Genomic DNA, 26,717 nt, shown 5'->3' with positions numbered 1-26,717 from the left:
GGCACACAAAATAAAAAGGAGCACAGCCACATATAGTGGATAGCTCCTTTTTAATGATGCTAACGTTCCTTATTTCTTCGGCTTCTTGATTTTCTCATTAATATACAATTTTCCGTCAGCTGTTTGTCTTGATTCATTGCCATAGGAATCTACAGCCTTCACCTCAATGACGGCACCAGCGGCTTTCATGTCTTTCGTAGCTGTGTAATAGCCGACATAGGATCCAGGTGAAACCTCCATCATCGGAAGTTCAGTCGCATTCGCCACTTGTGCTTGAACTGAATTCGTTTGTGTCAGCGGCATATGAATGAAGAAGGAAGTTTTCAAGCCAGGCTCACTTGTGAACTCAATCTTGACACTTTCGCCTTTTTTCAATTCCATATCCTCAGTTGGCTTTACATTTTTAATTAGTGGTGCTGTGTATTTCACGTCAAGTTTCACTGACTTTTCAGTCGTGTTTCCGGCCTTATCTTTGGCGACAACGTTGATATTGTTGATCCCTTCATCGAGCATGATTCTAGCCGAATAGGTGCCATTTTCAACTTTAGCGGTTGTGCCATTGACTAGGACGAAATTCAAATGGTCATCCTTCACTTTTCCTTTAACCGTGACCGTTTCCGTATTCATTTTACTTCCATCTGTTGGTGAGTCAATCGTTAACTCCGGTGCTTCAGCATCAAAGGTGACAGTGACAGGTGCGGATGCATCCGTCATCCCTTGCGATGTCGAAGCTTTTGCCGTTAATTGGTTCTCACCCTTTTTAAGTTTCACATCTACGGCATAGCTGCCATCATCCTTCGTATTAACGGAAGCAACTTCTTCGCCTTTATTAAAAATATGAACCTTTGTTGTTGGAGCGGCTTCACCCTTCACGGTGACCGTTTCAACGTTTGTAAACGTTCCATCAACAGGAGAGGTGATCGATGGTGCCGTAACCTCATAATCAACTACAGCACGAATCATATAGTTACCCTCGTCTGCTGGTGATGGTGACCAAGCGCCGCTAACAAGCTGCCAGCTCCGCTTTGCATTTGGACCATTCTCATCTGTTGCCAGACCAGGTGACTTCGTATTGATATCTGCTTGGATGTAGACCAAATAGAAATCTCCTTCAACAAGGATTCCCTGGCTGCTTAAATCCACCATCGTCCACTGACCATTTCGAAGCGCGGTCGCATCAATTGGACCAGCAAGTTTTTTACCTGGTGCTCCGTCAGGACCTGTAGCATCATAGACGGCTACTTTGAAGGCCGTACCGCCTGGAACTGGCCATTCCGAAGTCCAGAAGCGGAATAATCCTCCTGTCACTAAGGCCTTTTTGTGACCGTTAGCTAATGACATTTTGACTGCCCAGCCATTTCCGGCATCGTAAAATGCTCGTGCATTTTCAGCTGTGCCGTCATCATAGCCAATTTCACTCGGGAAACCGATGAAAGGCTTAATATCGAAATTCTGCACAATATTCCCTTTTAGTTTAATCGTTGCTTCTTGACTATAGAAGCGTGGTGCAATCACCTTTAGCGTATAATCTCCTTCATAGGCCGTGATGGTAAAATGTCCATTTGCATCTGTTTTAACAGGTTGAACGGCGGCATCTTCGACGACATAGACAGTCGCTCCGGCAACCGGAGTACCTGATGCCTGGTTCTTAATCGTTCCCGATACAGTTCCCTTCGCCAATTCTTGGAGCGTAAAGTTTGCTGCCGTTTCCCCGTCGCGATCAATCGTTACTGTTTTTGTTTGTGAGTGGTAGCCATAGGATTCAGCGATAACCGTAAAGGTTCCTGTCGCATGTGTCAGCTCATAGCTTCCGTTTGCCGGATTGGTGTTTACTGAACGGCCGGATTCCACAACCGTTACTTGCGCCTGCATTGGCAACAGCATTGGTGCTACGGCCTTTTCAGCACTTGCTTCCTTTTTCACCTCAGGCATCATTAGCGTGAATTTATCCGGATTCACCTTTTCCTTCAATCCTACATTGGAGGATTGCTCTTCCTTCAAGGGCTCAACACCTAAGCCAGTATTCTGAGCTGCCGGCAGCGGTGAATTGGTTAAGCGGACATCGTCCAAATACCAGCCAAGCTTCGCGACACTGCCATCCGTTTTTAAATTGAAGGCAATATAAATTCGCTGGCCGGCGTATTCGCTTAAATCCACTTGACCGTCAATCCAGCCATTTGACAGATCATTAACACGCAGCTTTTGAACCCAATTCACGGCATCTGTTGAAACATACACATGACCGAAATCATAGTTTCTTTCAAGTTCATACCATTGCTTGAATTGCAGGTAGCTGCTTCCTGCCGGTAAATCAATTGGCGGCATCCGCAGTGATGCGTCTGTGCTGTTCGCGTATGCTCCGCTTAAATTGGTCGCATAGACTTTTTCACCGGAGAAGGCTTTATTAGGACCGCTTGTCGGCTTACCCCACTGCCATGAATCATTGGCACCGTAGGAAGTCCATCCGTCCGGATTACTTTCAAAATCCTGCACATAGCCGACTGTAATTCCTGGAAGCACAGTAATCGTATGTTCACTCACCGCTTCGTTGCCGCCGAAATCACGTGCTTTCCACTTATAAATGAAAACCGTGCCGGAAATCTCTTCACCAGGAATCGTCACCTGGTAGGTTCCATTTTTGTAATCGCCGCCAATCCTTTGTGCGGCAACGGTCGTCCATGAACCATCTTGCTTTTGATATTGGAACGATACTTCTGTTACACTAATATTGTCGGCAGCTGAAGCTTGTAACGTTAGCGGCATTCCTGCGAAAACCGTGGCAGGTTGGGAATGCGTTAACACCGGTGCTTCACTGTCGTCTCCTTCTTTCGTGACCTGGCCTTTAAGTTTGCCTAAACCGGTCATCACGGAAGAAACAGCATCGTATACATTCAATAAGCCTGAGCCATAGCCGTTATTTGGTGATTCCGGATATTTGCTGTCTGTTAAAGGAATCGCTGAGGTTTGTAAAATTCGTTCTAAATCATCAACTGTTAAACTTGCATTTGCTTGCTTCAGTAAGGCAATCGCTGCGGAAACATGGGGGCCAGCCATCGATGTCCCGTTCCAGCCGCCTTCATAGCTTCCGCCAGGGACGGAAGAACGAATATTAACACCCGGTGCAGCAATTTCAGGTTTGATTTCTCCATATGGAGATGGTCCTAGTAAGGAAAAGCTTCCAAGTTTGTTGTTTATATCGGTTGCCCCTGTTGCGAAGGATTCCGGGTAGTTAGCCGGATTGGCAACAGATCCCGGGCCGCCAGGATTACTTAACGTTGTATTTCCTGCCGAGAATTCCGGGAAGATTTCTGCTGCTCTCCAGTTCCGAACCATCGGACGATACCACTCATCAATTCCAGGACCTCCGCCCCATGAATTATTGATGACATCTGGTGCCTTGTCAGGGTTTCCGCCTGGGGAAATCATCCAGTCACCCGCTCTTAACAAATCTGCGTCCGTGCCGCCAGCTGATGTGAATGCTTTAACCGCAATCCACTTTGCACCCGGTGCGACACCAATCGCATTGGAGCCATTCGGCTCTGAGCCCACCATTGTTCCCATTGTATGTGTTCCATGACCGAGATCATCATATGGTGTAGTTTGACCTCGAGTTGCGTCTAACCAGCTATACGTATTATCCGCTTGACCTGTAGCCGCATTATAGCCGCGATATTTTTCTTTTAATGCCGGGTGATCCCATTGAACCCCGGTATCAATTGATCCGATGACAACTCCGCTGCCATCAATCCCCATTTCCCAAACTGCTGGAGCTCCAACACGGTCAATATTCCATTCAACCGCTGTTGTTGCAGCTGCAGGCTCTTGAACCGCTGTTGCAGAAGATTTTTCCGGAACGAATAATTGTCTTGTTTCGTTCGGAAGGATTTTTTCTACCTCCGCGAAACCAGCTGCCTTTTCCATTACCTCTTGTGTTGCTGTTACCGCAATCGCATTCACGATAAAGTAGGAATGTACATCCTTCGCCTTCCCAGCTTTTACTTGTTCCTGAAGAAACGCTAACACGTCAGTCTGAGTTTCCTGTGCCGTTGCTTTTAACTCGGAAACAAGCGTGTTTCGCTTTAATGATTTTGCTTTTGCAGGAGTTGCCTTTTGCAGTTTGGCTTTGTCCTCCGCTGCCTTGGCAACCTTTGCGGCATCGACTTGCTCTTTCATTTTAATCAGAAAGGTGACTTTATCCTGATCTGCAAATTGTTTGTACAACTTATTCGTTACTTTTTGCTTTGGAGTTAGCTCATCTTTCACTGAAACATTGGCCCCTTTTGTTGCCGCGTCCACATTCATTTGCGGCTGCATCATTAGCGGCAAAACTAGAATTGCTGTGAGTAGAATCGATAACCACTTGCGTTGCTTTCTTTTCATCCTCTTCCCCCCCTAAGTATTTTCCGTCATCACTTAATCTACTACCCTCCTTCTTGGCGCCTACTATATGTCAATATCTAGGTGCTACTTTAAAAATAGACCTTTACGGCTTGCGTTTGTGTCGAATTACGTCATCGAAATTCCAATTATTAGAAATTGGTAGTTTAGTTGTTGTTGGGAAAATTAGTAAATTAGTCCAAATTGAGGTCGACAGTGCTTGTTTCCTATAATAAATAAATCTAAAGCACCATTTTATTGGTCTTACTAGCGCATTAAATTTCTATTTTTTTGAAAAAAGATTCATTTTTCCTAGTCTATATGATTGATTGAGGTTACTAAATATTGGAATTCCGTGAATAAATAGTTTTATTTTCCCACTTTCCCATTTCTAAAGGCGATGGGTTTTGAAAAAAAAGAAGTCTCTGATACATTAGAGACATCAAGCATTAGTTTTGTATTGATTGAAGAAATCGCTTAAGATTAAATTAGCGATAACTTACCACAAAAAGGAATCCGAATTGATAAGGTGAAAATGAGGAGGTGGCGCGCCATGAAAACGGTCTATGATTTTCATGTGAGGATGACCAATGGTGAGGAGAAGTCATTAGAGGAATACGTGGGCAAACCATTACTGATTGTAAACACCGCCAGCAAATGCGGGTTTACTCCCCAATTTAAGGGACTTGAAGAGTTATATGAGAAATACAACGAACATGGGTTGATGGTTCTAGGCTTCCCATGCGCACAATTCAACAATCAAGAATTCGCTGCTATTGAAGAAACAGTTCAGTTTTGCCAGAGGAATTACGGTGTAACCTTTCCAATCTTCGCAAAAGTCGATGTAAATGGCGACCACGCTGATCCCTTATTCACCTTTTTAAAAGAACAGAAAAGAGGCCTTCTAAGCAAAAATATCAAATGGAATTTCACCAAATTTCTTATCGATAGGAACGGTCAGGTCGTTGAACGCTATGCACCGACTACGGAACCAAGCAGAATTGAGGATGACTTAAAAAAATTATTGTCGTTATCCAATGTTTAGATTATAGAAACCAAAAGAATCCCAGTCTTTTTTGTGATTGGGATTCTTTCTTCGGATAACGGCACTTTTGGAAAAGCAAACGTTACCTTTTCTGCAGAGTTTTTCTTTTTCGAGAGGTATATGAATGTGCAATCAGCAAGGCGATGAATGCCCCTAGACAATCAATTAATACATCTTGAAATGAGGCAGTTCTGCCCGGCACAAACGATTGATGCCATTCATCCGTTATCGCATATAGAAAAGTTAGAAACCATGAAAGGAAATAGGGATATCGAAAGTTCCTGAACACTTGAAACAGCAAAATGGCAATAATTCCAAATGCTGTTAGATGTGACGCCTTTCTGAGAATAATATTAACAACCTTTATAAGAACCGAACCTCCATTAGCTGAATGAGTGGTATCATGTTGTACAGCAAACAACTTAAAGAGGGCTTTGGACGTACTTTCCCCTGTGAAATATGGCAGCTGGGTGAAGAAAAAGATTACCGCCATCCAAATAATTAACGCAAACACCCAGAATCTTTTTGACTTTGCCATTCAAACCACCTCAAATTTACCAACCTTAGATTATATTCTACAGCATACCACAAAAAGGGGCAGTTTCAGTAATAGGAGGTAGGCTGGGAGGGGATTGGTTCTTATTGGCGACCGAACTTTGATGATTTTCTCAGTTTAAGGTCGCTTATACCCCTTATAATCTATTTGACTATCAAAAAAAGAGAGAAAAAGCAGTTTGCCCTTGTCTCTCTTTCTTATGTTATCGCTTTAAACGCAAGCTTTTTTAACCCTATGAGCCTATTACCTGGATACTTGCTTTTAATTGCTCAAAAAGAATTTCCGCCCCTTTTGGACTTAGAATAATATCTCCTGGATAGAGTTTATTTTTGCTTGTAACTTCGCCAGTAACTGCACAAACATTAGAAGGTATATATTTTTGTAAAATGATGCGCTGATCTTCGACAAATATCTCTAATGGATCTTTAATTTGAATATCGAGCGTATTTCTTAATTCCTTTGGAATCACAATCCTGCCTAATTCATCAACCTTACGGACAATCCCAGTACTTTTCATAAAACTATCTACCAACTTTCCTATTATTTTAGTTTAAGTATAACATAAAATACAATTATTTGAATTTTTTACTAAGGGTATTTTTGTGAACAATGGGAAACCATGGGGACAGGCTCCTTGTCGCAAATGATAATGAAAAGAAGCAAGAGGAAAGGACCTCTTGCTTCTTTATTTCTGATGATAGTTGTATTTAGAACGATCCACTGAAACAAAACCTTCTGGATTGTAGAAACGTAATAAATCTCCATTTACTACTCGATCGGATAACAATAATTTCTCCTCGGCCATATTCCGACCTTTCTCAGCCTTTGCTAACTTGTCAATTCCTAATTCCATTCCCGTTGTTGAATCATAGAATTTTCCATCAATGGATGTGATGGTTGAACTGACAAAATCACCATTTCTGAAAGGAATTAGATCATCATGCTGTTTAGAAAACAAGTCTGTACCAAATTGGACATACTCTTTCGTATCAATTCCTAACAAGTGAAGCAGTGTGGGAAGAAGATCAATTTGCCCGCCGTATTCATGGTTCACGCCACCAACTAATCCTGGAACTCGAATCAATAACGGTACTCGCTGCAAGCCAGTGCTTTCAAATGGTGTAATTTCTTTCCCTAGAACTTGCTCCATTTGCTTATTATTATCTTTGGAAATTCCATAATGGTCACCGTACATAATAATAATCGTATGATCTAATAATCCATCTTTCTCCAATGATGCAAAAAATTGCTTGAACGCTTCGTCGGCATAGCGGGCAGTCTGAAAGTACGAGTCGACAGATGAGACACCAGTGGTATGTGGTTCAATCGAAGCATCTTTTTTATCAATTGGGAACGGAAAATGATTCGTAACTGTTATGAACTTGGTATAAAATGGCTGAGGCAATGATTTTAAAAGCGGCATAGATTCCTTTAAAAACGGCTTATCCATAAGCCCATATTGTGCCAGGTCCTCAGGGTCCATTTGATAGTAGCTTGAATCAAAGAACTTATCATATCCAAACGATTTATAAATTTCATCGCGATTCCAGAAACTTCCGGAATTCCCATGGAAGACCGCAGAAGTATAGCCATGGGTTCCTAAAATGGCAGGAGCCGCTTGGTACGTGTTTAAACTTTTTGTCATAAAAGCAGAACCTTGGGGTAATCCATATAATGAGTTTTCCAACATAAATTCGGCATCAGACGTTTTCCCATGTGCCGTCTGATGGAAGAAATTATCAAAATAAACGGTATTTTTATCCTTCGTCATTGAATTTAAAAATGGAGTTACTTCTTCTCCGTGTAATTTGTAATCAATAAGGAAGTTTTGGAACGACTCAAGATGGAAATAAACGACGTTCATTCCCTTTCCGAGACCAAAGTAATCAGGATTGGGTTTAGCATAATTTGATTTCGTATAATTATTGACTTCTGTAATATCGTCGCTGTTTGCCATTACCCTTTGTGCCGATGCTTGCGTACTTTGAACTGCATCATAAATGGTGTAATTGTACATCCCTAAATATTTGACAATATAATTCCGGTCAAATCCTCTTGTTAATAATTCAGGTCGGTCTATTTCCGCTAAACCTAAATTGGCACAAGAAATCGCCAATGAAAGTGAAAATAACGCACCTGCCTTCCGGCGATTCACATCTCTAACTTCAATTGTTATAAAGCGAGATGCAAGTAAGGCCAGCAACAGAAAGAAATCAATGAAGAATAAAAAGTCATATGGTTTTAATAAGGAAACGACACTGCCGCCAATTTCTCCAGCATTTTTTGTTTGAGTTAGCGTCGGTAACGTAATGAAGTCATTAAAAAAGCGATAATACAAAATATTACTATACAAAAGAACAGATAAAAGGAAATAAATGACCATTAGCCAACTATACTTTTTTCGTCCTTTAAAAAAGAGAGCCAGTCCCAAAAAAAGGAAGGAAGATCCCAAAGGATTGATAAATAATAGAAAGTGCTGAAATGGTCCTTCCACCCCTAATCTAAACTGCGTTATTTGTGCTATGTATGTCTTCATCCAAATGAGAAATACAGCCACATAGAAAAAGGCAAAATATCTCGTAAACATACTTTGACCCTTTTGTAATAGGTTATTCACGTTTCTTCCCTCCACCAACAAGGTAATATACTATTTTTCTACTTTCCATATAAAACTTGTAACATCATTTTAAGAAATCTGTTTCCAACCCCACGAATACTAGCCCTTATCCGGCTCTGGTTCTGGCTCTGATCGTGACTTCAATGTTTCTTTCACCTTCTGTATATCAAACATATTTTTTTTGGCCATTAAAAGATAACAAATGGCTGAAGGAATGAGAAAAATTTGAAGGACCGATAAGGTTATTATATAAGAAGTTGGTCCATGATAGCGAGTGGAAATCATGCCGAGCACGATACCGACTCCTACGTTTCCAATGGTTCTGCCTAAACTATTGGAAAGATTGGCGATGCTAAAAGCCGTCCCTCGATGCTCTGGTAAATTCACATCGGTAATAAGTGCGAGCCAGTTTGGTGTGTTTGCGGATTGAGCAGCCGAAGCAAAAAAGGACAAAATAAACAATAAAGCCATCCATGGGTTCATGAATAGCTGACCCAATAAACTAACGAAAATACTGAAAGCATTATTGTCATCAGGCAGCCGCAGGTTGTTCATTGGAATCATAAACATTAGTATGTATAGGGGCATCGTAAGAAATACAAAGAATGAGGTTAACATTGCCCTTCCTTTATACGTTTTCTTTTGAAATTTGTCGCCGAGGTGACCAAAGTAAACCGATGTCATTCCTCCAATTTGAAATATGGCATATAGGTACCCCGAAGCAATCATCGATGTCTCTATACTGTATCCTAGTTGTTGAATTTTAAAAATATATAAGGTTGGGAGCCATATGAGACTGCCTGTTGCAATATTCATAAAAAGTGCCTGCAAGAAAAGATACACATTACTTCCTTTTAATATAATCGGTACAATTTGCTTTGCTTCGATCACATAATGATAGGACTGGTTATTTTCCATGAGACCTTTCAGTTCAGGATCTGCTCCACCCCTTGCAGGTTCTTTTACGAAAAGGTATAAAATAATGAGAAAAAAGCCTACAAAACCGACGATTTCAAAAGGCCATCTCCAACTTGTGTTGGTTGCAGTTAAAGAAGCCAAAAGGGCTCCTGCAATTCCCCCTAAGCCTTGGGCCATGCCCCAAAGGCTCAAAATCATCCCACGTTTCTCATATGGAATAGAATCGGTTAATACACTAAAGCCAATAGAGGCAATACACCCTAAACCTACTCCCGTAAAAATTTGATAAAAGAGAAGCTCTCCATAACTATGGCTATTCGATGTCAAAAATACGGAGATAACCCAAATCAACGTTCCGATGATAATCAACTTTTTACGTTTGAATTTTCCTGATAGATATCCCCAAAAAACGGAAGAAACAGCTGTAACTAAAATATTCACAGCTGAAATCGTCCCTAATTTAGCAATTTTCATATGCAAATCGTCAGCAATATACTGAAAAAGTGGCGGAAATAATCCGACGATGATATTATCAAAAGCAGCCAAGGCAATAAATACAAATATGGTGAATACCTTTTGAGGATTCGTACTTTTCAAAAAAAAGAACACACCTTTATCTGGTTATATTTTATCATTTAGTCATAATAAGTACATTTTTAAACGTATTAAGCAAGCTGTAGCTTCCACTCAAAACGATTTTCCACTTCTAACATAAATTGGATGATTTCTTCTGCAGCTCGAGAGTTGATAAACTTTCTTTGGCAATGGATGATATGATTCAGCTTTTCAGCATCATTTTCAAGTAATTGGTTGATTTTAGCTTCAATCTGGCTTGGATCTTTACAGATTACACCCAAATTCAATTTTTCAGCAAAGGTTGGATTGTCCTGTTCTTGACCAGGTAATGCACCTGTGATCATAATCGGAGTATTGGAAGCGAACGCCTCAAACATAACATTTGGACTTCCTCTTGTAAAAGCGATATCTGCCTGAAACATGAGATCTTGAATATCTTTAGTAAAACCGTAAATATCCACTTTATTTCCATACTTCCTCTTAAGCGATTGCTCTAACTCAGCCTTTAACTTTGCATTTCTACCCGCCACAATTTTCACGGAACAATCAAATTGATCAAACAGAATCTCAGCAATACTCTTCATATTCCCTACACCCTCACCACCGCTCATGATTAAGAAGTTTAATGGTGTACCAACTCGATAATTCACTTTTTTATTAGTGCTATTTCTAAAAAATCTCGAACGAACGGGGAACCCTACTACTTTTATTTTCTCAGCTGGCACCCCATACTCGATGCACTTATCACGCGCTTCAATTGTGGGGCAAATGATTACATCAGCTCTCTTATCCGCCCAAAGTGGCGATATGTTCACAAGGTCGGCAATAAGCGTAAGAAATGGAATTTTTATAAATTCCTTTTCCAAAATATTCAAAATAGAACCATTAAAATTTGGATGAACAGATAAAATCAAATCGGGTTTTTCTTCATCAAGTAATTTCAGGAAATTTTTTCTTATAAGCATTTCGATAAATTTGTCAATTAATTCTGGGTTTTCAGCAGAATAGTTAAATACCTTCTCCCATAAATTTTCGGACCTTCTCGTTATCGGTCCGTAGGTCTTGCCGATATTCAATAGTGAGTGTCCACCCAAAGAAAAGCCATCTACTACATGCACGTTAATATCATGATCCATTCCAATCTTTTCACACAAGGATTCTGTGATGCTTTTATGGCCATGACCGGTGTTATCAGAAGAAATAATTAATATTTTTTTAGTCATATAAAAGACCCTTTCTTAACATTGTTAATCCATATCAAACTGATGAAAAAAAATAAGCGGGGGATACGCACACACACCGTTCTAGTCCATCTACCCATTTCTGAACGTGACAGGTACCCTGATACCATTGTACCACTTACTTTGTTAATTCTTCCCTTATTAATAATTTCTTAATAATATATTAATGGTTTCATGTAAGAAAGCTACAATTTTTTTTTAAGGTAACAGAGGGGTGGTTTGTTTTCTCACTTCCAAAATCACCCAAAAGCAAAAGAACCGTCCTTCGTATCATTGTGATTAGGTAATTTATCACGCAAAAACTACTATCAGCCTATTATTTCATAATAATAATTTACTATTTTTTCTAAATTTACTAAATATTAATATTCTATTAAATCTATCTTTACAAATCTCCTATAACTTTATTTGTGACAGACACAAACCATATAGGAGATGATTGAAAATGAAAAAAAGTTTGATCGCTGGTCTTGCTTGTCTATCCATTGCTGTAACTACCGCTGAACCTTGGGCCGTTTTTGCTGCTCCAGAAAAGAGGATAGTTTCTGACAATGGGCAATCTACCTTACGTCCTATTACGTCTGATGTTGCAGTCATTGCCCATCGCGGTGCATCTGCATACGGGCCGGAGCATACTCTGGCAGCCTATAAGCAGGCAATGCAAATGAAAGCAGATTATGTGGAATTCGATTTACAAATGACGAAGGATGGCCACTTGATTGCCCTGCATGATGAAACGCTTGAAAGAACGACAAATGTAATGGAACTATATCCAGACCGGGCACCATGGCGAGTGAAAGATTTTACACTGGATGAAATAAAACGTCTCGATGCAGGTTCATGGTTTAATGCAAAATTTCCGAACCTGGCGAAAAAAGAATATGTCGGACAGCCCATACCAACACTTGAAGAAGCGATTAAATTTGTTAAACAAAAAGGAAATGGAAAAGTTGGCCTTTATATGGAAACAAAAGCACCAAATGTCTACCCTGGAATGGAAGAAAAATTGATTGATATCCTGAAAAAAACGAATGTGCTGAATGACAAGCATCTTATTCTCGAATCATTCAGTGAGGAAAGCCTTCGCAAATTGAAAACCATGGCGCCAAACGTAAAGCTGATTCAACTTTACACGGCCGCTTTGCTGAAAGGGAAGGATGTCTATCAGGAATTCAAGCGCATCTCTGAATACGCAGCCGGAGTAGGCCCTAGTAAAGAACTTGTTGTCCCAACATTTATGGAAGCCGCACATCAGAATCAACTTCTTGTCCATCCATGGACGGTCAATTCACAGGACGATTTGGCAGCCCTTCTTTCACTTGGTGTTGATGGAGAATTCACGAATAACCCTGACCTGTTAGTAGATTTACTCGATAAGCCGTTTATTTCACATGGTGTAGCAAGCGGAGATGTAACCGATTCTTCAGCCGTATTATGGGCACGTGCAAACGGACCTGCCAATATTCAATTTGAGGTTTCATCGGACCCAAGCTTTAAACACCGTTCCATCGTCAAAACCAGTCATGCAGATGCTAAGCATGATTTTACAGTAAACGTACCTGTCAACGGATTAAAGCCTGATACTACCTACTATTATCGCGCACATACTGTTTCAAGCAAATATACCGTGAACGGTTCATTCAAAACAGCGCCAGAACAAAACAGCCTAAAACCAATGACAATGGTTTGGGGCGGAGATACTGGCGGTCAGGGAGAGATTCCACCATATAAAACTTTTCAGGCAATGTCAGCCTTAAATCCGGATTTCTTCCTGTTCAGCGGGGATACCATTTATGCTGATAATAAGACACCGGCTGTTCCTTATCCTCCATCCGAAACCTTACAGGATTTTTGGGCGAAATATAAGGAGAACCGAACAGATGCGGGATTACGCAGTCTTTTACAAAAAACGGCAACCTTTTCTATCTGGGATGACCATGAAGTAACCAATGACTTTTCAGGCCCATCTGAATCGTTAACTCCGACCGGTTTACGTGCATTCAAGGATTATTGGCCCATTTCGGGGGAACGCAGTTCAGCGGACAAGCTTTACAACAAATATTCTTGGGGTAATACCGTTGATATGATGATACTTAACAACCGCGGTTACCGTGATTCGAACACCAAAGCGGATGGTCCGGATAAAACAATGCTTGGCGAAGAACAGTTGCAATGGCTTGAGCAGCAGCTTCTCGAGTCAGATGCTAAGGTTAAACTTGTAGCAACTTCTGTCCCAATTTCTGTTCCAACCGGAAAAGCAAATGCTAGGGATGGATGGGCAAATGGAAATCAAGTTAACCCGAATGATCCTACCGGGTTTGAGAACGAGTTCAAAAAAATCTCTGATTTTATCGTGAAAAAAGAAATTAAGAACGTATTTTTCGTCACGACCGATGTCCATTTTGCCCAAGTCATCAAATATGATGCCAATCAAGATGGCAAAACCGATTATCACGAACTGATCAGCGGTCCGATTGGAGCAGTAAAAATAAATCCTGGTACATTGGATCCCACGTTTGGCCCAGAGAGCATGTATGCAGAAGGTGATTTTTTCAACTTCGGTGTGTTCCAGGTAGATCCGGCAAATAAGCAAGCTACAGTTGAAATCCGGGATGAGAATGGAAAAATCCATTTCAGCCATACTTTCCAACTTGAAGAGTAGGAGTTCCCTAGTTTTAGAAAACATTATAGGGTGTCAGGCACCATGTGAAAAATTCACATGGTGCTATTATTGTTTTACGTAACTCCCCTGTCTCTCCGTTATTTTCTTTTGTTCCAAAATGGAATGTAGAGTATGAAAAAGCTCAGGATCATCACAAGTTCCATTGAAAAGAGGTACCATGGCCACGGTCCTAGATAATCTAACAGGGAGGTGCTTTTTGGTTTTTTCATGATATACAGGTAATTTGCACTCAGTAGCTTATTTAGGAAAAAGACACATACTCCATATAGATTCGCTAGTAAAATGGTCACCCACATGGAACGAATAGTGGGCCGATAGTGGAAGGCCGCCACCATAAACAAACATGCTAGCACTACTCCTCCATGTGAAACAAAAAATTCGATATATTGAAAATGTGGAAACGAAAACCTGCCAAGATCTGGTGTCAGGATGGCTTGAATAGAACTGCCCAGTCCCGCAAAATACATAAATCGAAAAAGTTTTTCACTTCTCGTAAGCAACATGACTATGGCCAGTATGACAACCAGATCACTAAGGTGCAGCGGCAAATCTCTCCTTATAGACCAAGCATTTTCAACCACAAGCCAAAGATGTTCCAATACATCAGAAACCACTAAGAGCACCGCAAGAAAGAAACGAATAACCCTTCCCTTTTCCTCCTCTTTAAGCTCATTCCTCAATAAAAATAGGAGAAGGCATAGAATAAAAATAATCCCGATCGTCAAGAGGTGTTCCACTGAAAAGAGACGAAATGAATCAAGTTTTGAATGAAATTGAAAGTATGCTTGCATCTTAACTACCCCATTAGCTGTGCTGATTTTTTGGATGATTTCTTAGTTTGGGGCAAATTTAACCAAGACTATACCGATCTGATGGACTGGGAAGCAACGAAGTCAAAATGACCTAAGAAAAAGTACACTAATCAAGAATCCTCTAAAAAAATATAACAAGGATAAATAATAGTGAAATACAAATAATATTACCATTATTATACTTTTTGGGAGGTATAGCTATAAAGAAGTCAGATTCGATTACCGTATTTCAATTAATCCTATTATCTATGACTGCTATTGGCTTAAAGAATCATGTCATTATTATTTCACCTATGATACAAACCGCAGGAAGAGATTCTTGGTTAAGTGTGATTGTTTCACTTTTTTTTGTACTTCTCTGGGTTCCTCTTTTATTCTTTATTCATAAAAAAACAAAGCAGCAGCACTTGAATAAATGGATGCAAAAACATACTGGAAAATGGCTGGGGAATTTTATTTTTTTCATTGTTATCCTGTATCTTACCATTATTGCCGGAGTGACATTAAGGGAGACAATTACTTGGGTCAATATTACTTTCCTGCCGAGAACCCCCTTTTTTTTGTTGGCAGCTTGTTTTGCTTTGGTTTGTTGGATGCTTGCAGGAACTTGTCTGCGAACCTTGAGTATTGTTAATGTTTTTCTTTTATTCTTTATAGTCCTTCTCGGCTTTTTTGTGTCGTTTACCAATATTCAATACAAAAATTTTTCACTTCTTATGCCCTTTCTCGAACATGGGTTTCGGCCTGTTTTAAAAGGGACAGTATACCAATGTTCAGGAATGGTGGAATTAATATTCTTTCTGTTCCTTCAACACAAAACTGAAACACCTTTTCGGTTTCGCCATTTAATAATAACTTCAGTCATCTTAACATTATTAACAGTTGGCCCACTGATAGGAGCTGTGATTGAATTTGGACCCGTTGAAGCATCAAAACAGCGATTTCCTCCATATGAGGAATGGGGACTGGCCTCTCTGGGGAATTTTATTGAACACGTCGACTTTTTATCCATCTACCAATGGCTATCAGGTGCATTTATCCGAATTTCATTACTTTTACTGCTAATAAGGGAGTACCTTCCATTTAAACAAAAACGAAATTGGTTTCTGTTAATTATTTTAGCTGCAATTACTGCCATAGCATTACTGCCGATCAGTGATTTTCAATACTTGCGAATATTATCCGCGAATATTTTACCTTTTACACTCTGGTTCTTCTTAGGCTTTTCAGTTTTCCTCGGTCTATTGGCAGCGATCTTTGAAAGAAAAGTATGGAGGCCGAACAAAGATGTTTAAGAAAAAGAAAAAGACTCAGAATACAACTAAAACTCCTAAAGAGAAGGAAATTTCAACATCATCAAAGTATCCAAACGAACAGACTCTCCGGGAGTTATTCAAAAAAAACGAAGATGTTAAATTTGAACCTTTTAAATTCAATCAGCACAAGGTGATGATGATTTACTGTAAAGGGTTAGTTAGAAACGATATGCTTTATCAAACGGTTCCCGATCGTCTTGAAGCTTTTTTTTCGCCATTACATGCGGAACCTAGTATGGAAAAGATTCTCGATCTTCTTCACCTCCCTTCTCTTAAATTGCTAGAAAATGAAGATGAAGCAGTTGCAGAGATTTTTTCCGGCAAAATGCTGTTGGACTTCAATATACCGGGAAGAATGTTTCTAGTTGACATTTCGGAACGGCCGCAGCGAAACCCGGAAGAAACAAAAACAGAAGTAAGTCTCTTAGGTCCACGAGACAATTTTATTGAAGACATTTCAATCAACACCGCATTAATTCGAAAACGACTTCGAACTACCTCGCTTGCAAGTAAATCGCTGGAAATTGGCAGGCGAACCAGAACAAAGGTATCTGTACTATATGTAGACGATATTACTGATAAAGAAATTTTACAAAGAATCATGGAAAAGTTGTCTGCTATTGATATCGATGGGCTCTTTAGCGGTACACAATTAGAAGAATTAATAGATAAAAACCCATTCGGTTTGTTTCCACGTCATGCCTATACGGGACGACCAGACTTTGCCGTTCAATCACTCCTAAATGGCAGAATCATTATTTTAATCGATGGGATTGCTTATGCTTATATAACACCAGTAAACCTGTTCTTTCTGTTAAAGAGTTCCGAGGATAAAGAACAGAACTATGCTTTTAGCTCCTTTGAGCGATTGATGCGGGTTGTCGGAATTCTTATAGCAACTTTCCTTCCGGGTTTCTGGGTTGCCCTCTCTGCTTTCCATCAGAATCAGCTTCCGCTCACGCTTTTAGCAACCATTGTAGAATCGAGAAGAGGAGTTCCACTACCCACTTCTCTCGAAGCCTTATTAATGCTGGTTATTTTTGAATTATTTAGGGAAGCTGGTCTGCGCTTGCCAACTGCAGTAGGACAAACTCTCAGCGTAATTGGTGGACTGATTATCGGAGATGCCGCAATTCGAGCAGGATTAACAAGTCCTGCCATGCTTGTGGTCATTTCAGGCTCGACTATTGCTACCTTTACACTGGTAAACCAGTGGTTAATTGGAACAGTTTCTATAATCCGGTTTTTTGTCATCTTTTGTGTTTCTATTTTTGGTTTTTTTGGTTTTTTTATCTCAATCTTTATTGTTCTTATTTACATTGCTAAAATTCGGATTTTTGGGGTTCCTTATTTAGGCTTAGCCACCCGTCTTGATATGATGACTATCTTAAAATCTGTTTTTCGTTTACCCGATTCCAAAAAAGTCAGTAGAGCAAACTCTCTAAACCCTAACGATCCTACCCGAAAAGAAGAGGAACCCTAATGAGGAGAAAACTGATCAAACACTTGTTTCTTACATTGACCGTGCTGGCTGTTATCCCAATAGCAGGCTGCTGGGATACAAATGAGTCTGAGCGAATGGTATATGCTCAAGGGTTGGGAGTGGATTATGAGGACGGCCACTATACCATTTATTTACAAATAATAAATTTACGATTGCTGGCAAAATCTGAGTCCAGCGGAGGCGGAGGACCTCAAGTAAATGTTGAAGTCGGCCATGCCTCGGCAAAAACGTTTGATAAAGCCATTTTCAACCTGTATAAAAGTTCCCAAAGACGGATTTTCTGGGGCCATCTTTCCTATGTTGTTTTCTCAGAAAATGCGCTAAAGCAAGTGGGGGTCAAAGCAACGATTGATATGTTGGATCGCTATCGGGAGACGCGTTATCGCATTTGGATGTACGCAACAAAGGAACCACTTTCAAAAGTATTCGTTACTACTCCCATTCTTGATATGTCTACTGCCCTCTCAAGGCTAAGTGATCCTAAAGCCACATTCCATCAAAGTTCGTTTATTCGTCCGATCGATATGAGAGAACTGCTTATCGCGCTGAACGAGCCCGGACACGAGGCTCGTATCCCTTTCATAAGCATTTCCAAAAATAACTGGGTAACAGATAAAGGAGCACATGAAGCAATTAAAACAGATGGGCTAGCTGTTACGACAAAAGATGCTCTTAAGGGAAAAATAACAAATGATCACGCCTTAGGTTTTAGATGGATGAATAAAGATTTTGTTCGAGATGTGCTACAGGTAAGAAGTAAAGAAGGGCCAATGGTTGATCTAGTAATTGAAAAGTCAAAAGTAAAGGTACATCCAGTCGTAAAAAATTCGGACATTCATTTTAATGTGCAGATCAAAGCAAAAGCTGAAATGCTTGTCCTAGTGAAAAAAGTCAATCTAGCTAGTCTAGCATCAGATTCAGAAAAGGAAATAAAAAAACAAATTATCGAAACGTATTCAAAAGGACTTAACTTCGACGCAGATGTGTATCGACTATCAGAGGTTCTTTATCGAAAAAACGTAAAAGCCTGGAAACAAGCAGAGCATAATGGAAAAATTCCGTTAACGAAAGATTCCATTAAGTTAGATATAAAAGTGAAATTGGTTCATGGAGCTAAACAACGGGAAGAGCCAACCTTAGAATAACTCCGTCAATCAATTCAGGCAAATAGAACTGTATTGAATCTTTTCATCAGGTCGTGCCAGGCTCGGAAAAGCGAAAAGAAGCAAGAGAACCGTCCGTCCCCTTGCTTCTTTCATTCATCTGTACATAAAATCATTTTTTCGATATACTAATCACCTTATGGATGAAATAGTATGATTTACATGTTCATATGCTTTTTCGAATTCGACTGCTAGATCAATATCTAAAGTTGTTACACCTTTTGCAGCCCAGGAGCTGAGCGAGACAATAACAGCTTTATATTGAACGTTGATAAATGGATGATGTTTGTTTGCTTCAGCAATTTGGCCGATTTCTGAAACAAACTGTATTCCTTGCAGGTAATCTTTAAACATATATTTCCTTTCGATCCATTTATCGTTTTTTATCTTCCAGTTTTGAAGTTTTTTACCTTCCAATTGAAGTTCTAAAGGAGTCAATGCTGTTAACATCTTTGACTTTCCTTTTGAATCGGAAGTAACGATAATCCATTTTTGATCAGACGTTGAAGTTCTTTTGTTGTGCTGAGACGAAGCAATTCTTGATGGACCTGTTCTGTTTCCATTGTTTGCACACAATGCTCACAGAACAATTCCAGAATTTCCAAGCGAAGCAGCCATTCTTTTGGATAAGTGCTTCTCAACACTTGAAGAACGTTTTGAACAGTCATCATACTATTTTCATCCAGTGACTCTTTTACACGGATTTCTCTGATTGTTTGGTACAGATTTTCTAGTTCTGTTAACTGTCTTGGTTCTGTTGCAACCTTTTTAGGTATTTCTTCTACACCGAAGAATGCTTCTGCATCGGCAGCGCCTGGAAATGCAGACGTAACGGCTGATCCTACCGCCATGTCGAACGTTCCCCACTTTTCCTCAAATAACACTTGATCCCCTAATGTGACTTTGCAGCTTTCGAAGGAAATGAGATTTAGTTTGTTGTTGTTTCGGATAATAGTAGAGACAATACCTGCTACTTGAATGCCACTCTTAAAAGCCAAAGTCGATTTACGACCATTTTCAATTCCTAAAGTCTGAAGGTCTTCTTCGGTACATTCTTCAAGAGAGATGCCCCCTTCTAATAAACCAATTGGAGTGCCAAAACCGCTGTAATGAGTCGTTTTCGAATGTCCAGGAAGTTCCTTATCATTAATAGCCAAAGCTGTAGGTGCTGTTGTTTTCACATAAATGGCCTCGCCATCTGAATCTTTAAGCATCTTTTCGATCGTTCCTGTAATTTGTAATCCGGAGTTTAGGACAAATGTTGACGTACTACCTGATTGAAGCGCCTTATCTAAGCTCTCGGTTCCCCCTTTCCGGAATGCCATTGAATTGGAAAACTCTTCGATTGCCTCTGTCAATTGATCAAAACTCTCGCAAACAAATAATTGCGGCTGCATCGTCGTTACATCGTAGCTTGTCTGAATACAAGACTCAATAGAAAAAGGAAGTTTTACTACGTTATCAGACAGGCAATGCTTGCTTTCTCCGACAGAAGATAAGAGTCCGGCACCGTATATTTGCGGGTTTTCCAACGTTCCAATTAAGCCATACTCCACTGTCCACCAGAAAATCCGAGAGATTTGATCTGCTTCTGACATACCCTTTACTGCTTTTTTCCTTTCGTTTAACAATCGTTTTGCATCTTCGATTTGTTGAGGTGTTGAATGGCGATCTTCCATTACAATCGAAAGATTTCTTACAGCCTCAAATACTTCATGTTTTTCTTTTGTCGCAAATGCTTTGGCACCAATTTCTCCAAATCGTTTGACGTATGAAGCATATTTAGAATCAAATAATATTGGTGCATGACCGACGGATTCGTGGATAATATCCGGTGCTGGTGTATATTCGATGTTTTCTACTTTTCGAATAGCCACGGCAATTGGCAAAATACCATGCGCTTGAAAATCATAAAAGGCAACACCTGGAATTAATCCATCTACAATCGCAGCGCCCCAGCCAATTTTTGAAAGATGCTCGTTCATGTCTGATACATTCGGAATAGCCTCTGTGTCAATCCCTGATGCGCGGAGACCTTCCACATATGCCGGATGGGCCGTATCCTTTAGGGCATGATGATTTTGTCTCATCACATATCGCCATACCGCATGGTCAATCGGTGTGTACTCCTCGTAGTGCTGCTCTGAGACAAATTGTCGCAAATGAGCGGGAATCTGTTTTCTGGATTTTGATAGTTGTTTCATACTAGATTACATCCTCTCTATCTTTTCAATGTTGTTGTGAATTCTTTTAACAAGGTAAACGAATTCTCCATTTCATCTTTGTTCCTCCTTCCATAAAAAAAATCCCTACTGGAATAAACCAGTAGGGACGAAAAAACTTCGCGGTACCACCCTAGTTGCGAGCATACGCTCACCACTTCATTCTAATAACGACTCTGATGCCGTCTTCCCCTTCATAAAGACTTATGCCTTTACTACGAAAAAGAAACTCAGGGAGTGTAATTCATGCTTCCATTTGTACTGATTCACACCGACCATCAGCTCTCTGAAGACAAAATGCTAAGCACTACTGTATTCCCTTCCATGCTTGTATCCTATGAAATTTTTTATTAAAATAAAAAGTCCCTACTGGAAAATTCCAGTAGGGACGAATAGATTTCGCGGTACCACCCTAGTTGCGAGCACACGCTCACCACTTCATTCTAATAACGACTTTGTTGCCGTCTTCCCCTTCATAAAGACTGCTGCCTTTACTACGAAAAAGAAACTCCGGGAGTGTAATTCATGCTTACGTTTGTACTGATTCGCACCGACCATCAGCTCTCTGTAGACAAAATGCTAAGCACTACTGTATTCCCTTCCATGCTTATATCCTATGAAATTTTTTATCAAAATAAAAAGTCCCTACTGGCAAAATTCCAGTAGGGACGAATAGACTTCGCGGTACCACCCTAGTTGCGAGCTTATGCTCGCCACTTCATTCTAATAACGACTCTGATGCCGTCTTCCCCTTCATAAAGGCTGTTGCCTTTACTACGAAAAAGAAACTCCGGGAGTGTAATTCATGCTTACGTTTGTACTGATTCGCACCAACCATCAGCTCTCTGAAGACAAAATTGCTAAGCACTACTAAATTCCTTTCAACGCTCTACAATATATAACATTTTTTTAGTATAACGAATTATAAAATGAGATCTGTTAAGTTGTCAAGGATTAAATATTATAAATATATAGTATTTCAGACCGAAAATCCTTATAAATGTTTCAAAAGCTTGATTCTACTAGGGCTTCGGGAATAAGCCTTAGAATTTCTTATCTAAACATTATAAAAATGCCCTTTGAATAAACCATACCGCTCCGAAAAGTGATATTGCTGCCGAGATGGAAGGAATCGACCATTTCACTTTGCGAAGGTAATGAATCACGGGATAGATAGCCAATACAAGCAGGATTTGACCCATTTCGATACCGAGATTAAAAGTTAACAATGAAGACATGAAATGTCCGCCGTCCATCCGCATTTCAGATAAGGATCCGGCAAAACCGAACCCATGAATTAGCCCAAATCCAAAAGCTAACCATAAATTATGTTTCATATTCCTATTTAACACATTATTAATCGCTACATAAATAATGCTCAAAGCAATGAGAGACTCGACAAACCTCTCGGGCAGCATGATGATATGCATACTGGACAAAATCAAAGTAACGGTATGTGCTCCCGTAAAAGCGGTCACGACTTTTAAAATTTGCTTAACTGACCGGGCTCCTATTAATAATCCTAAAAGAAATAGAATGTGGTCATAACCGGTAATCAAATGTTCCACTCCAAGCAAAAAGAACTGCTGGATGGCACGAATGAAGCTTAACTGTCCAAGTTGGATTTCACGCGAATCATTGGTAATAACGGAATTTTGTTTTTTTCCATCATGGGTGATTGTGACAAAATTGGTATGCCATTGATCTACATCATCAAAAATCATGTCGTATGTAAGTGCCAAATATTCTGGTTTTTGGTTTTGTGAATACTCAAGAATCGCCTCTGCAAAGGGACGGTTATTCACTTCGATTGCTTGAAGCCGAGTTAACTTTCCTTCAAGTGGAATACCATCGGCGTGCAATTTGATTTTAGATAAAAGATAGGTTTCCACTTCCGGTTGAGAGTTTTTTACAAACTGGTTAATCACTTCCGGTGTATTGGTCCCTATTTCTGGGTCATTTGGAGTTACCGCTATTCTTAATTCAACCATATCCACTCGTAAAATATATTGAATCATGCCATCCTTTTCCAAAATATCTGAATAGGCTTGACTATCACCCGTATGGGCAAACGAAACAGGTACATGAAACCCCAATAGTGCAAAAGTTAAAACCATTAAACTAAGCCATTTTTTAACCATCCTGAATTCCCCCACTATGCTTTTCTAAAAAATGAACCACACCCTGAAAAAAAACCCACTGAACTTGAAAGCCAGTGGGATAAGGTGAAACTTCAATCAGTGGGGGGTTCTATCCCCCACTGATTGGCAGTTGAACCCACACTTATCCTTTTTTTGTATCTCAAAGTCTTGAAGTGGGGGTCTTACTGCCCGTTAATGCTGGATAACCGGTTAATGGCACCTCAGCTTCGTTTATTTTCCCAGCCAGAGGTTGATAAGTGCTTCTGCGTCGGCTGACAGTACGTCTTTAACTGACTTACTTATATGGCCTTGCATTGGTTTGTTATTGATATGCTTTAGGAAATCCTGCATGTGCTTAGCTGCTTTTTCCTTGGAGCCCTTGTTCAACTGATGGTCAGCCTGGTCCAAGCTATTCTTCAGTTGTTTGCTGAGCGGACCGTTCACATCGCCGAGGGCCGTATATCGGTCCAGCAAACTTTGCATCGACGAGATACTTGTCTCAACTTTAAAGCTTAAGGTGGTATCCAAGGTATTTCCCGCCTTGTCGACCGCAAGGATTCGGAGTGTATGTACTCCCAATTTACCTGCTAAGTCCACTTCAGCCCCATTTTCATATGGCTTTCCGTCAAGTATCAGGGATTGGCTGGCCACGCTGGAAATTTCATCTTTTGCGTTCAGTTTGAACTTAACAATTTGATTATCCTTAAAGACAGCTCCATCAGCGAAAGCAGCCCCATTCGCTTCTAATGTATAGGTCGGAGCTGTTTTGTCTTTTACTAAGGTATACGTATCGACCTCTTCCATCGTATCTGTTCGATAAGTTGAAACCTCAAGGCTGTTCGGAGTGACATGGATGTTTGAAAATGTCGGCACCTTAAGCTGGCTTCTAACCTCTGAATAAATTTCTGGTGTCGTCTTTAACGTATAATACTTACTGCCACTTGCAGAGTTCGCTGTGACATACGTAGTCCCATTCGGATTCAACACTCTGCCGTTTTCATCAACAGTCTGATCTTTTTGAGGTAGGTCACCTAACATATTAAAGGTTCTAACATACGAGTGGTCATGACCCATTAAAACCATGTCGATTCCTAATTCGTCAATCGTCGGAAAAAGGGCTGCTCGTAAATTGACAATGGCCGCTTCAGTAGAGTGGCTGGCTGCACTGTAAATGGAATGGTGAAAAGTAACCATTTTCCATCTAGCATTTGGATTTTTCGCAACCGCCTCTCTCATAAATGCTGCGTGAGAAGCCCCGCTCATATTATTGGTGTTCAGTACCATAAACAAAGTATCGCCGTAAGTATAATAGTAGTCCCCGCCGGCATTGGTTACTCCATAATCAGCTGATTCATTCGGTTGATTAAAGTGATACTTGTAGTTCACACTGTTATCGTGATTCCCTACTACGGGTGCAAGCGGTAAGCTTCTAAGTACATCTGACTGGAAAAATCCAGTATATTCTTTTTCACTAGTGGACGTATTCACCTGATCACCGGCAGACATAATGAAGCTATAATCAGGGAATTTTTCAACCGCTTTCTTAAGCGTGTCCTCCCATCCCTCCGTATCGGTTGTCGCATTTCCACTCGCGCCGATTTGCGGGTCACCCACTAACATGACTCTGTAATCTTCAGTATTTCGGGTTGTATATTGATAGACTGAGCTCCAGTGTTCATCTGTGCCGTCACCAACACGGTAAACATATTCAGTTGAGCCTTTCAGATTCGTTACGGTTACTTTGTTAGTAGAAAATTCAGGTACTGCGTCTGTTGCTTTCCCATTGACTATCATGGCCTGTTCGGCTGGGAAATTGTCGCCCGTCATTTTGGACTTCTCGGCAATCTGAACTACAGCAGTCCCCGGGTTTCGAGGAGTATACCAAGTTAGATTCAATTCAGATTCATTTTTTCCGGGAGTGAGCCCTAGATCGGTGACAGAATAATTACTGAGTGTGTTTATAACAGGTGTGATTTGTTCTGCAGCTCCTGCCCTAACACTTGTCCATCCTGAGAATACAATCGCTGAAGCCATCGATATTGCTAGCAATCGATCCCGATTCTTTTTATTAAATCCTTTTCTCATCGAAAAAAACACTCCCTCAATTTTTTACCTCCACCCGCGCGGTTTCATAAGAAGGCTCATACCTATCATAAGAGATGTTTGTAAAGCAGTAATAAAATCCATGTAAATAAAGATCATATCCATGTAAATTATCTGTAAATTTGGAGTTTTGACCTTTTTCTATAAATTTAACATTAATTTACTAATACAATACATTCCCTTAATACTACTTTCTTATAATCTAACTAATTAGGAAGATTGTTTAGGAGGGACACTATGCTTAAATCAACGAAAAGCCGAACATTACTACTCGTGGTCGTAGGCCTACTTTTCTCTGCATTAATGTATTTTTTTAATAAGAGCCCTGAGGTTACGTTCAATGAACAAGGCGGCACATCTTATGTAAAATATGAAAAGGCAGAGGTAGTAAGAGTCCTCAGTGAATCTTTAGAAAAGGATGAGACGGTTAGCGGATTATACCGAGGCACCCAAGATCTTGAAGTTAAAATTCTTTCCGGAGAACACAAAGGGGAGATTCACGAGGTTAAAAACTATTTAAGTACACTTTTTAATGTTCATGGGAAGGAAGGGCTTAAGATCATCGCTGTCGTCGATACGGCAGGACCAAATACATATCAGGTTTCGGTTTACAGCTATTATCGCGCCCCGCTGTTGGGAGGTATGATTTTCATTTTACTAGCTGCCTTGTGCACAATTGGCGGAAAAAAGGGGCTGAAGTCCGCTGTTGGACTTGTGTTTACCTTTGCTTGTCTGATTTATTTGTTTATTCCAATGCTTTATAGAGGGTATTCACCGATCGTTGCTTCAGTAGTGATTGTCGCTCTCACAACCTGTGTAACCCTACTTTTACTTGATGGTTGGAGTTCAAAATCGTTGTCAGCAATACTAGGTACAATGCTCGGGGTCGTCATTGCTGGGATCATTTCCAGTACAGCTGGCATCTTGGCCCATGTCACAGGCTTCAATACGAATGAATCTGAATCCTTAATTGTCATCGCAAGTGAAACAGGCATGCAAGTTAAGGGATTGTTGTTTGCTGGAATTCTTATCGCTTCCCTTGGCGCCATCATGGATGTGGGGATTTCCATCGCCTCTTCTGTTCACGAAGTGTATGAAGCGAATCCGACTCTTAGCAAAAGAGAGTTATTTATCTCTGGAATCAATGTAGGCCGTGATATGATGGGAACGATGGTCAATACCCTAATTCTTGCCTTTACAGGCGCTTCTCTTACTTCGCTGATGTTGATTTATGCCTACAACGTGCCGTTTAACCAATTAATTAATATGGATTTCGTGGCCATCGAAGTGATTCAGGGGGTATCCGGAAGTATAGGGGTGATCTTGACCGTACCGATTGTTGCCTATATCTCTTCAAGGATTATGCCAAGTTTTAAAAAGGAAATAAATGTCGAAGCGTCAAAAACGATATTGAAACAAATACAAGATGAGCCGTTGTAACGG

Annotated in this window: 17 protein-coding genes and 3 other annotated features; of the genes, 6 read left to right on the top strand and 11 right to left on the bottom strand. The window is 40.3% G+C overall.

Annotation, left to right across the window (positions count from 1 at the left end; translation table 11 throughout):
- Positions 1–69 precede the first annotated feature (69 nt).
- Positions 70–4,380 carry a S8 family serine peptidase gene (locus tag BANVL01_RS15370; RefSeq protein ID WP_066092249.1) on the bottom strand — a complete coding sequence of 1,437 codons (4,311 nt, stop codon included), beginning with the start codon at positions 4,378–4,380 and terminating at the stop codon, positions 70–72.
- Positions 4,381–4,930: 550 nt separating this feature from the next.
- Between BANVL01_RS15370 and BANVL01_RS15365 the strand changes: the two genes are divergently transcribed.
- Positions 4,931–5,422 carry a glutathione peroxidase gene (locus BANVL01_RS15365; protein ID WP_066092252.1) on the top strand — a complete coding sequence of 164 codons (492 nt, stop codon included), beginning with the start codon at positions 4,931–4,933 and terminating at the stop codon, positions 5,420–5,422.
- Positions 5,423–5,504: 82 nt separating this feature from the next.
- Here BANVL01_RS15365 and BANVL01_RS15360 read toward each other — a convergent pair whose 3' ends face one another.
- The 5 genes from BANVL01_RS15360 to BANVL01_RS15340 all read right to left on the bottom strand — a co-directional run bounded on the left by BANVL01_RS15360 (position 5,505) and on the right by BANVL01_RS15340 (position 11,312).
- Complete coding sequence (locus BANVL01_RS15360; RefSeq protein WP_066092255.1) at positions 5,505–5,960, bottom strand: VanZ family protein; 456 nt, start codon at positions 5,958–5,960, stop codon at positions 5,505–5,507.
- 250 nt (positions 5,961–6,210) lie between these two features.
- Complete coding sequence (locus BANVL01_RS15355) at positions 6,211–6,495, bottom strand: AbrB/MazE/SpoVT family DNA-binding domain-containing protein (RefSeq protein WP_066092258.1); 285 nt, start codon at positions 6,493–6,495, stop codon at positions 6,211–6,213.
- 168 nt (positions 6,496–6,663) lie between these two features.
- Positions 6,664–8,595: a lipoteichoic acid synthase gene (gene ltaS / locus BANVL01_RS15350; RefSeq protein ID WP_066092261.1), complete on the bottom strand. Its 1,932-nt coding sequence runs from the start codon at positions 8,593–8,595 to the stop codon at positions 6,664–6,666.
- Between the two features lie 99 nt (positions 8,596–8,694).
- Positions 8,695–10,110 (bottom strand): MFS transporter, encoded by a 1,416-nt coding sequence (locus BANVL01_RS15345; RefSeq protein WP_066092264.1) that lies wholly within the window; start codon positions 10,108–10,110, stop codon positions 8,695–8,697.
- A gap of 68 nt (positions 10,111–10,178) precedes the next feature.
- Entirely contained in the window at positions 10,179–11,312 is a 1,134-nt protein-coding gene (locus BANVL01_RS15340) for an MGDG synthase family glycosyltransferase (RefSeq protein WP_066092267.1), read from the bottom strand.
- A 463-nt stretch (positions 11,313–11,775) separates the two neighbouring features.
- Here BANVL01_RS15340 and BANVL01_RS15335 point away from each other — a divergent pair, with 463 nt between their 5' ends.
- Positions 11,776–13,992 (top strand): glycerophosphodiester phosphodiesterase family protein, encoded by a 2,217-nt coding sequence (locus BANVL01_RS15335; protein WP_066092271.1) that lies wholly within the window; start codon positions 11,776–11,778, stop codon positions 13,990–13,992.
- A gap of 98 nt (positions 13,993–14,090) precedes the next feature.
- On the opposite strand, the gene BANVL01_RS15330 is transcribed toward BANVL01_RS15335, so the two are convergent.
- Positions 14,091–14,804: a YwaF family protein gene (locus BANVL01_RS15330; RefSeq protein WP_066092274.1), complete on the bottom strand. Its 714-nt coding sequence runs from the start codon at positions 14,802–14,804 to the stop codon at positions 14,091–14,093.
- Positions 14,805–15,010: 206 nt separating this feature from the next.
- Here BANVL01_RS15330 and BANVL01_RS15325 point away from each other — a divergent pair, with 206 nt between their 5' ends.
- From BANVL01_RS15325 to BANVL01_RS15315, 3 genes are read left to right on the top strand one after another with little or no spacing between them, the layout of a single operon-like run.
- Positions 15,011–16,120, top strand: a complete 1,110-nt coding sequence (locus BANVL01_RS15325) for a GerAB/ArcD/ProY family transporter (protein ID WP_235845588.1) — start codon at positions 15,011–15,013, stop codon at positions 16,118–16,120.
- Entirely contained in the window at positions 16,113–17,624 is a 1,512-nt protein-coding gene (locus BANVL01_RS15320; protein ID WP_066147947.1) for a spore germination protein, read from the top strand. Before BANVL01_RS15325 ends, BANVL01_RS15320 begins: the two co-directional genes overlap by 8 nt.
- Complete coding sequence (locus BANVL01_RS15315) at positions 17,624–18,790, top strand: Ger(x)C family spore germination protein (RefSeq protein WP_066147944.1); 1,167 nt, start codon at positions 17,624–17,626, stop codon at positions 18,788–18,790. Before BANVL01_RS15320 ends, BANVL01_RS15315 begins: the two co-directional genes overlap by 1 nt.
- 150 nt (positions 18,791–18,940) lie before the next feature.
- Here BANVL01_RS15315 and BANVL01_RS15310 read toward each other — a convergent pair whose 3' ends face one another.
- From BANVL01_RS15310 to BANVL01_RS15295, 4 genes are all read right to left on the bottom strand, one after another.
- Positions 18,941–19,258: a 4a-hydroxytetrahydrobiopterin dehydratase gene (locus BANVL01_RS15310; RefSeq protein WP_066092277.1), complete on the bottom strand. Its 318-nt coding sequence runs from the start codon at positions 19,256–19,258 to the stop codon at positions 18,941–18,943.
- Entirely contained in the window at positions 19,252–21,012 is a 1,761-nt protein-coding gene (locus tag BANVL01_RS15305; protein ID WP_066092280.1) for an aromatic amino acid hydroxylase, read from the bottom strand. Before BANVL01_RS15305 ends, BANVL01_RS15310 begins: the two co-directional genes overlap by 7 nt.
- Before the next feature lie 120 nt (positions 21,013–21,132).
- Positions 21,133–21,364: a binding site (T-box leader), on the bottom strand.
- 47 nt (positions 21,365–21,411) lie between these two features.
- Positions 21,412–21,643 (bottom strand) — a binding site (T-box leader).
- A 48-nt stretch (positions 21,644–21,691) separates the two neighbouring features.
- Positions 21,692–21,924: a binding site (T-box leader), on the bottom strand.
- 170 nt (positions 21,925–22,094) lie between these two features.
- Entirely contained in the window at positions 22,095–23,171 is a 1,077-nt protein-coding gene (locus BANVL01_RS15300; protein ID WP_066092283.1) for a HupE/UreJ family protein, read from the bottom strand.
- 231 nt (positions 23,172–23,402) lie between these two features.
- Positions 23,403–25,256: a purple acid phosphatase family protein gene (locus tag BANVL01_RS15295; RefSeq protein ID WP_066092286.1), complete on the bottom strand. Its 1,854-nt coding sequence runs from the start codon at positions 25,254–25,256 to the stop codon at positions 23,403–23,405.
- A 255-nt stretch (positions 25,257–25,511) separates the two neighbouring features.
- Here BANVL01_RS15295 and BANVL01_RS15290 point away from each other — a divergent pair, with 255 nt between their 5' ends.
- Positions 25,512–26,714, top strand: coding sequence for a YibE/F family protein (locus BANVL01_RS15290; RefSeq protein WP_066092288.1), 1,203 nt, complete (start codon positions 25,512–25,514; stop codon positions 26,712–26,714).
- Positions 26,715–26,717 lie beyond the last annotated feature (3 nt).

The sequence above is a fragment of the Neobacillus novalis NBRC 102450 genome, assembly GCF_001591805.1.
In the GTDB taxonomy this organism is placed as follows: domain Bacteria; phylum Bacillota; class Bacilli; order Bacillales; family Cytobacillaceae; genus Neobacillus; species Neobacillus novalis.
The sequence above is the reverse complement of the archived record's forward strand: the minus strand, read 5'-3'. Positions and strand labels throughout refer to the sequence as shown.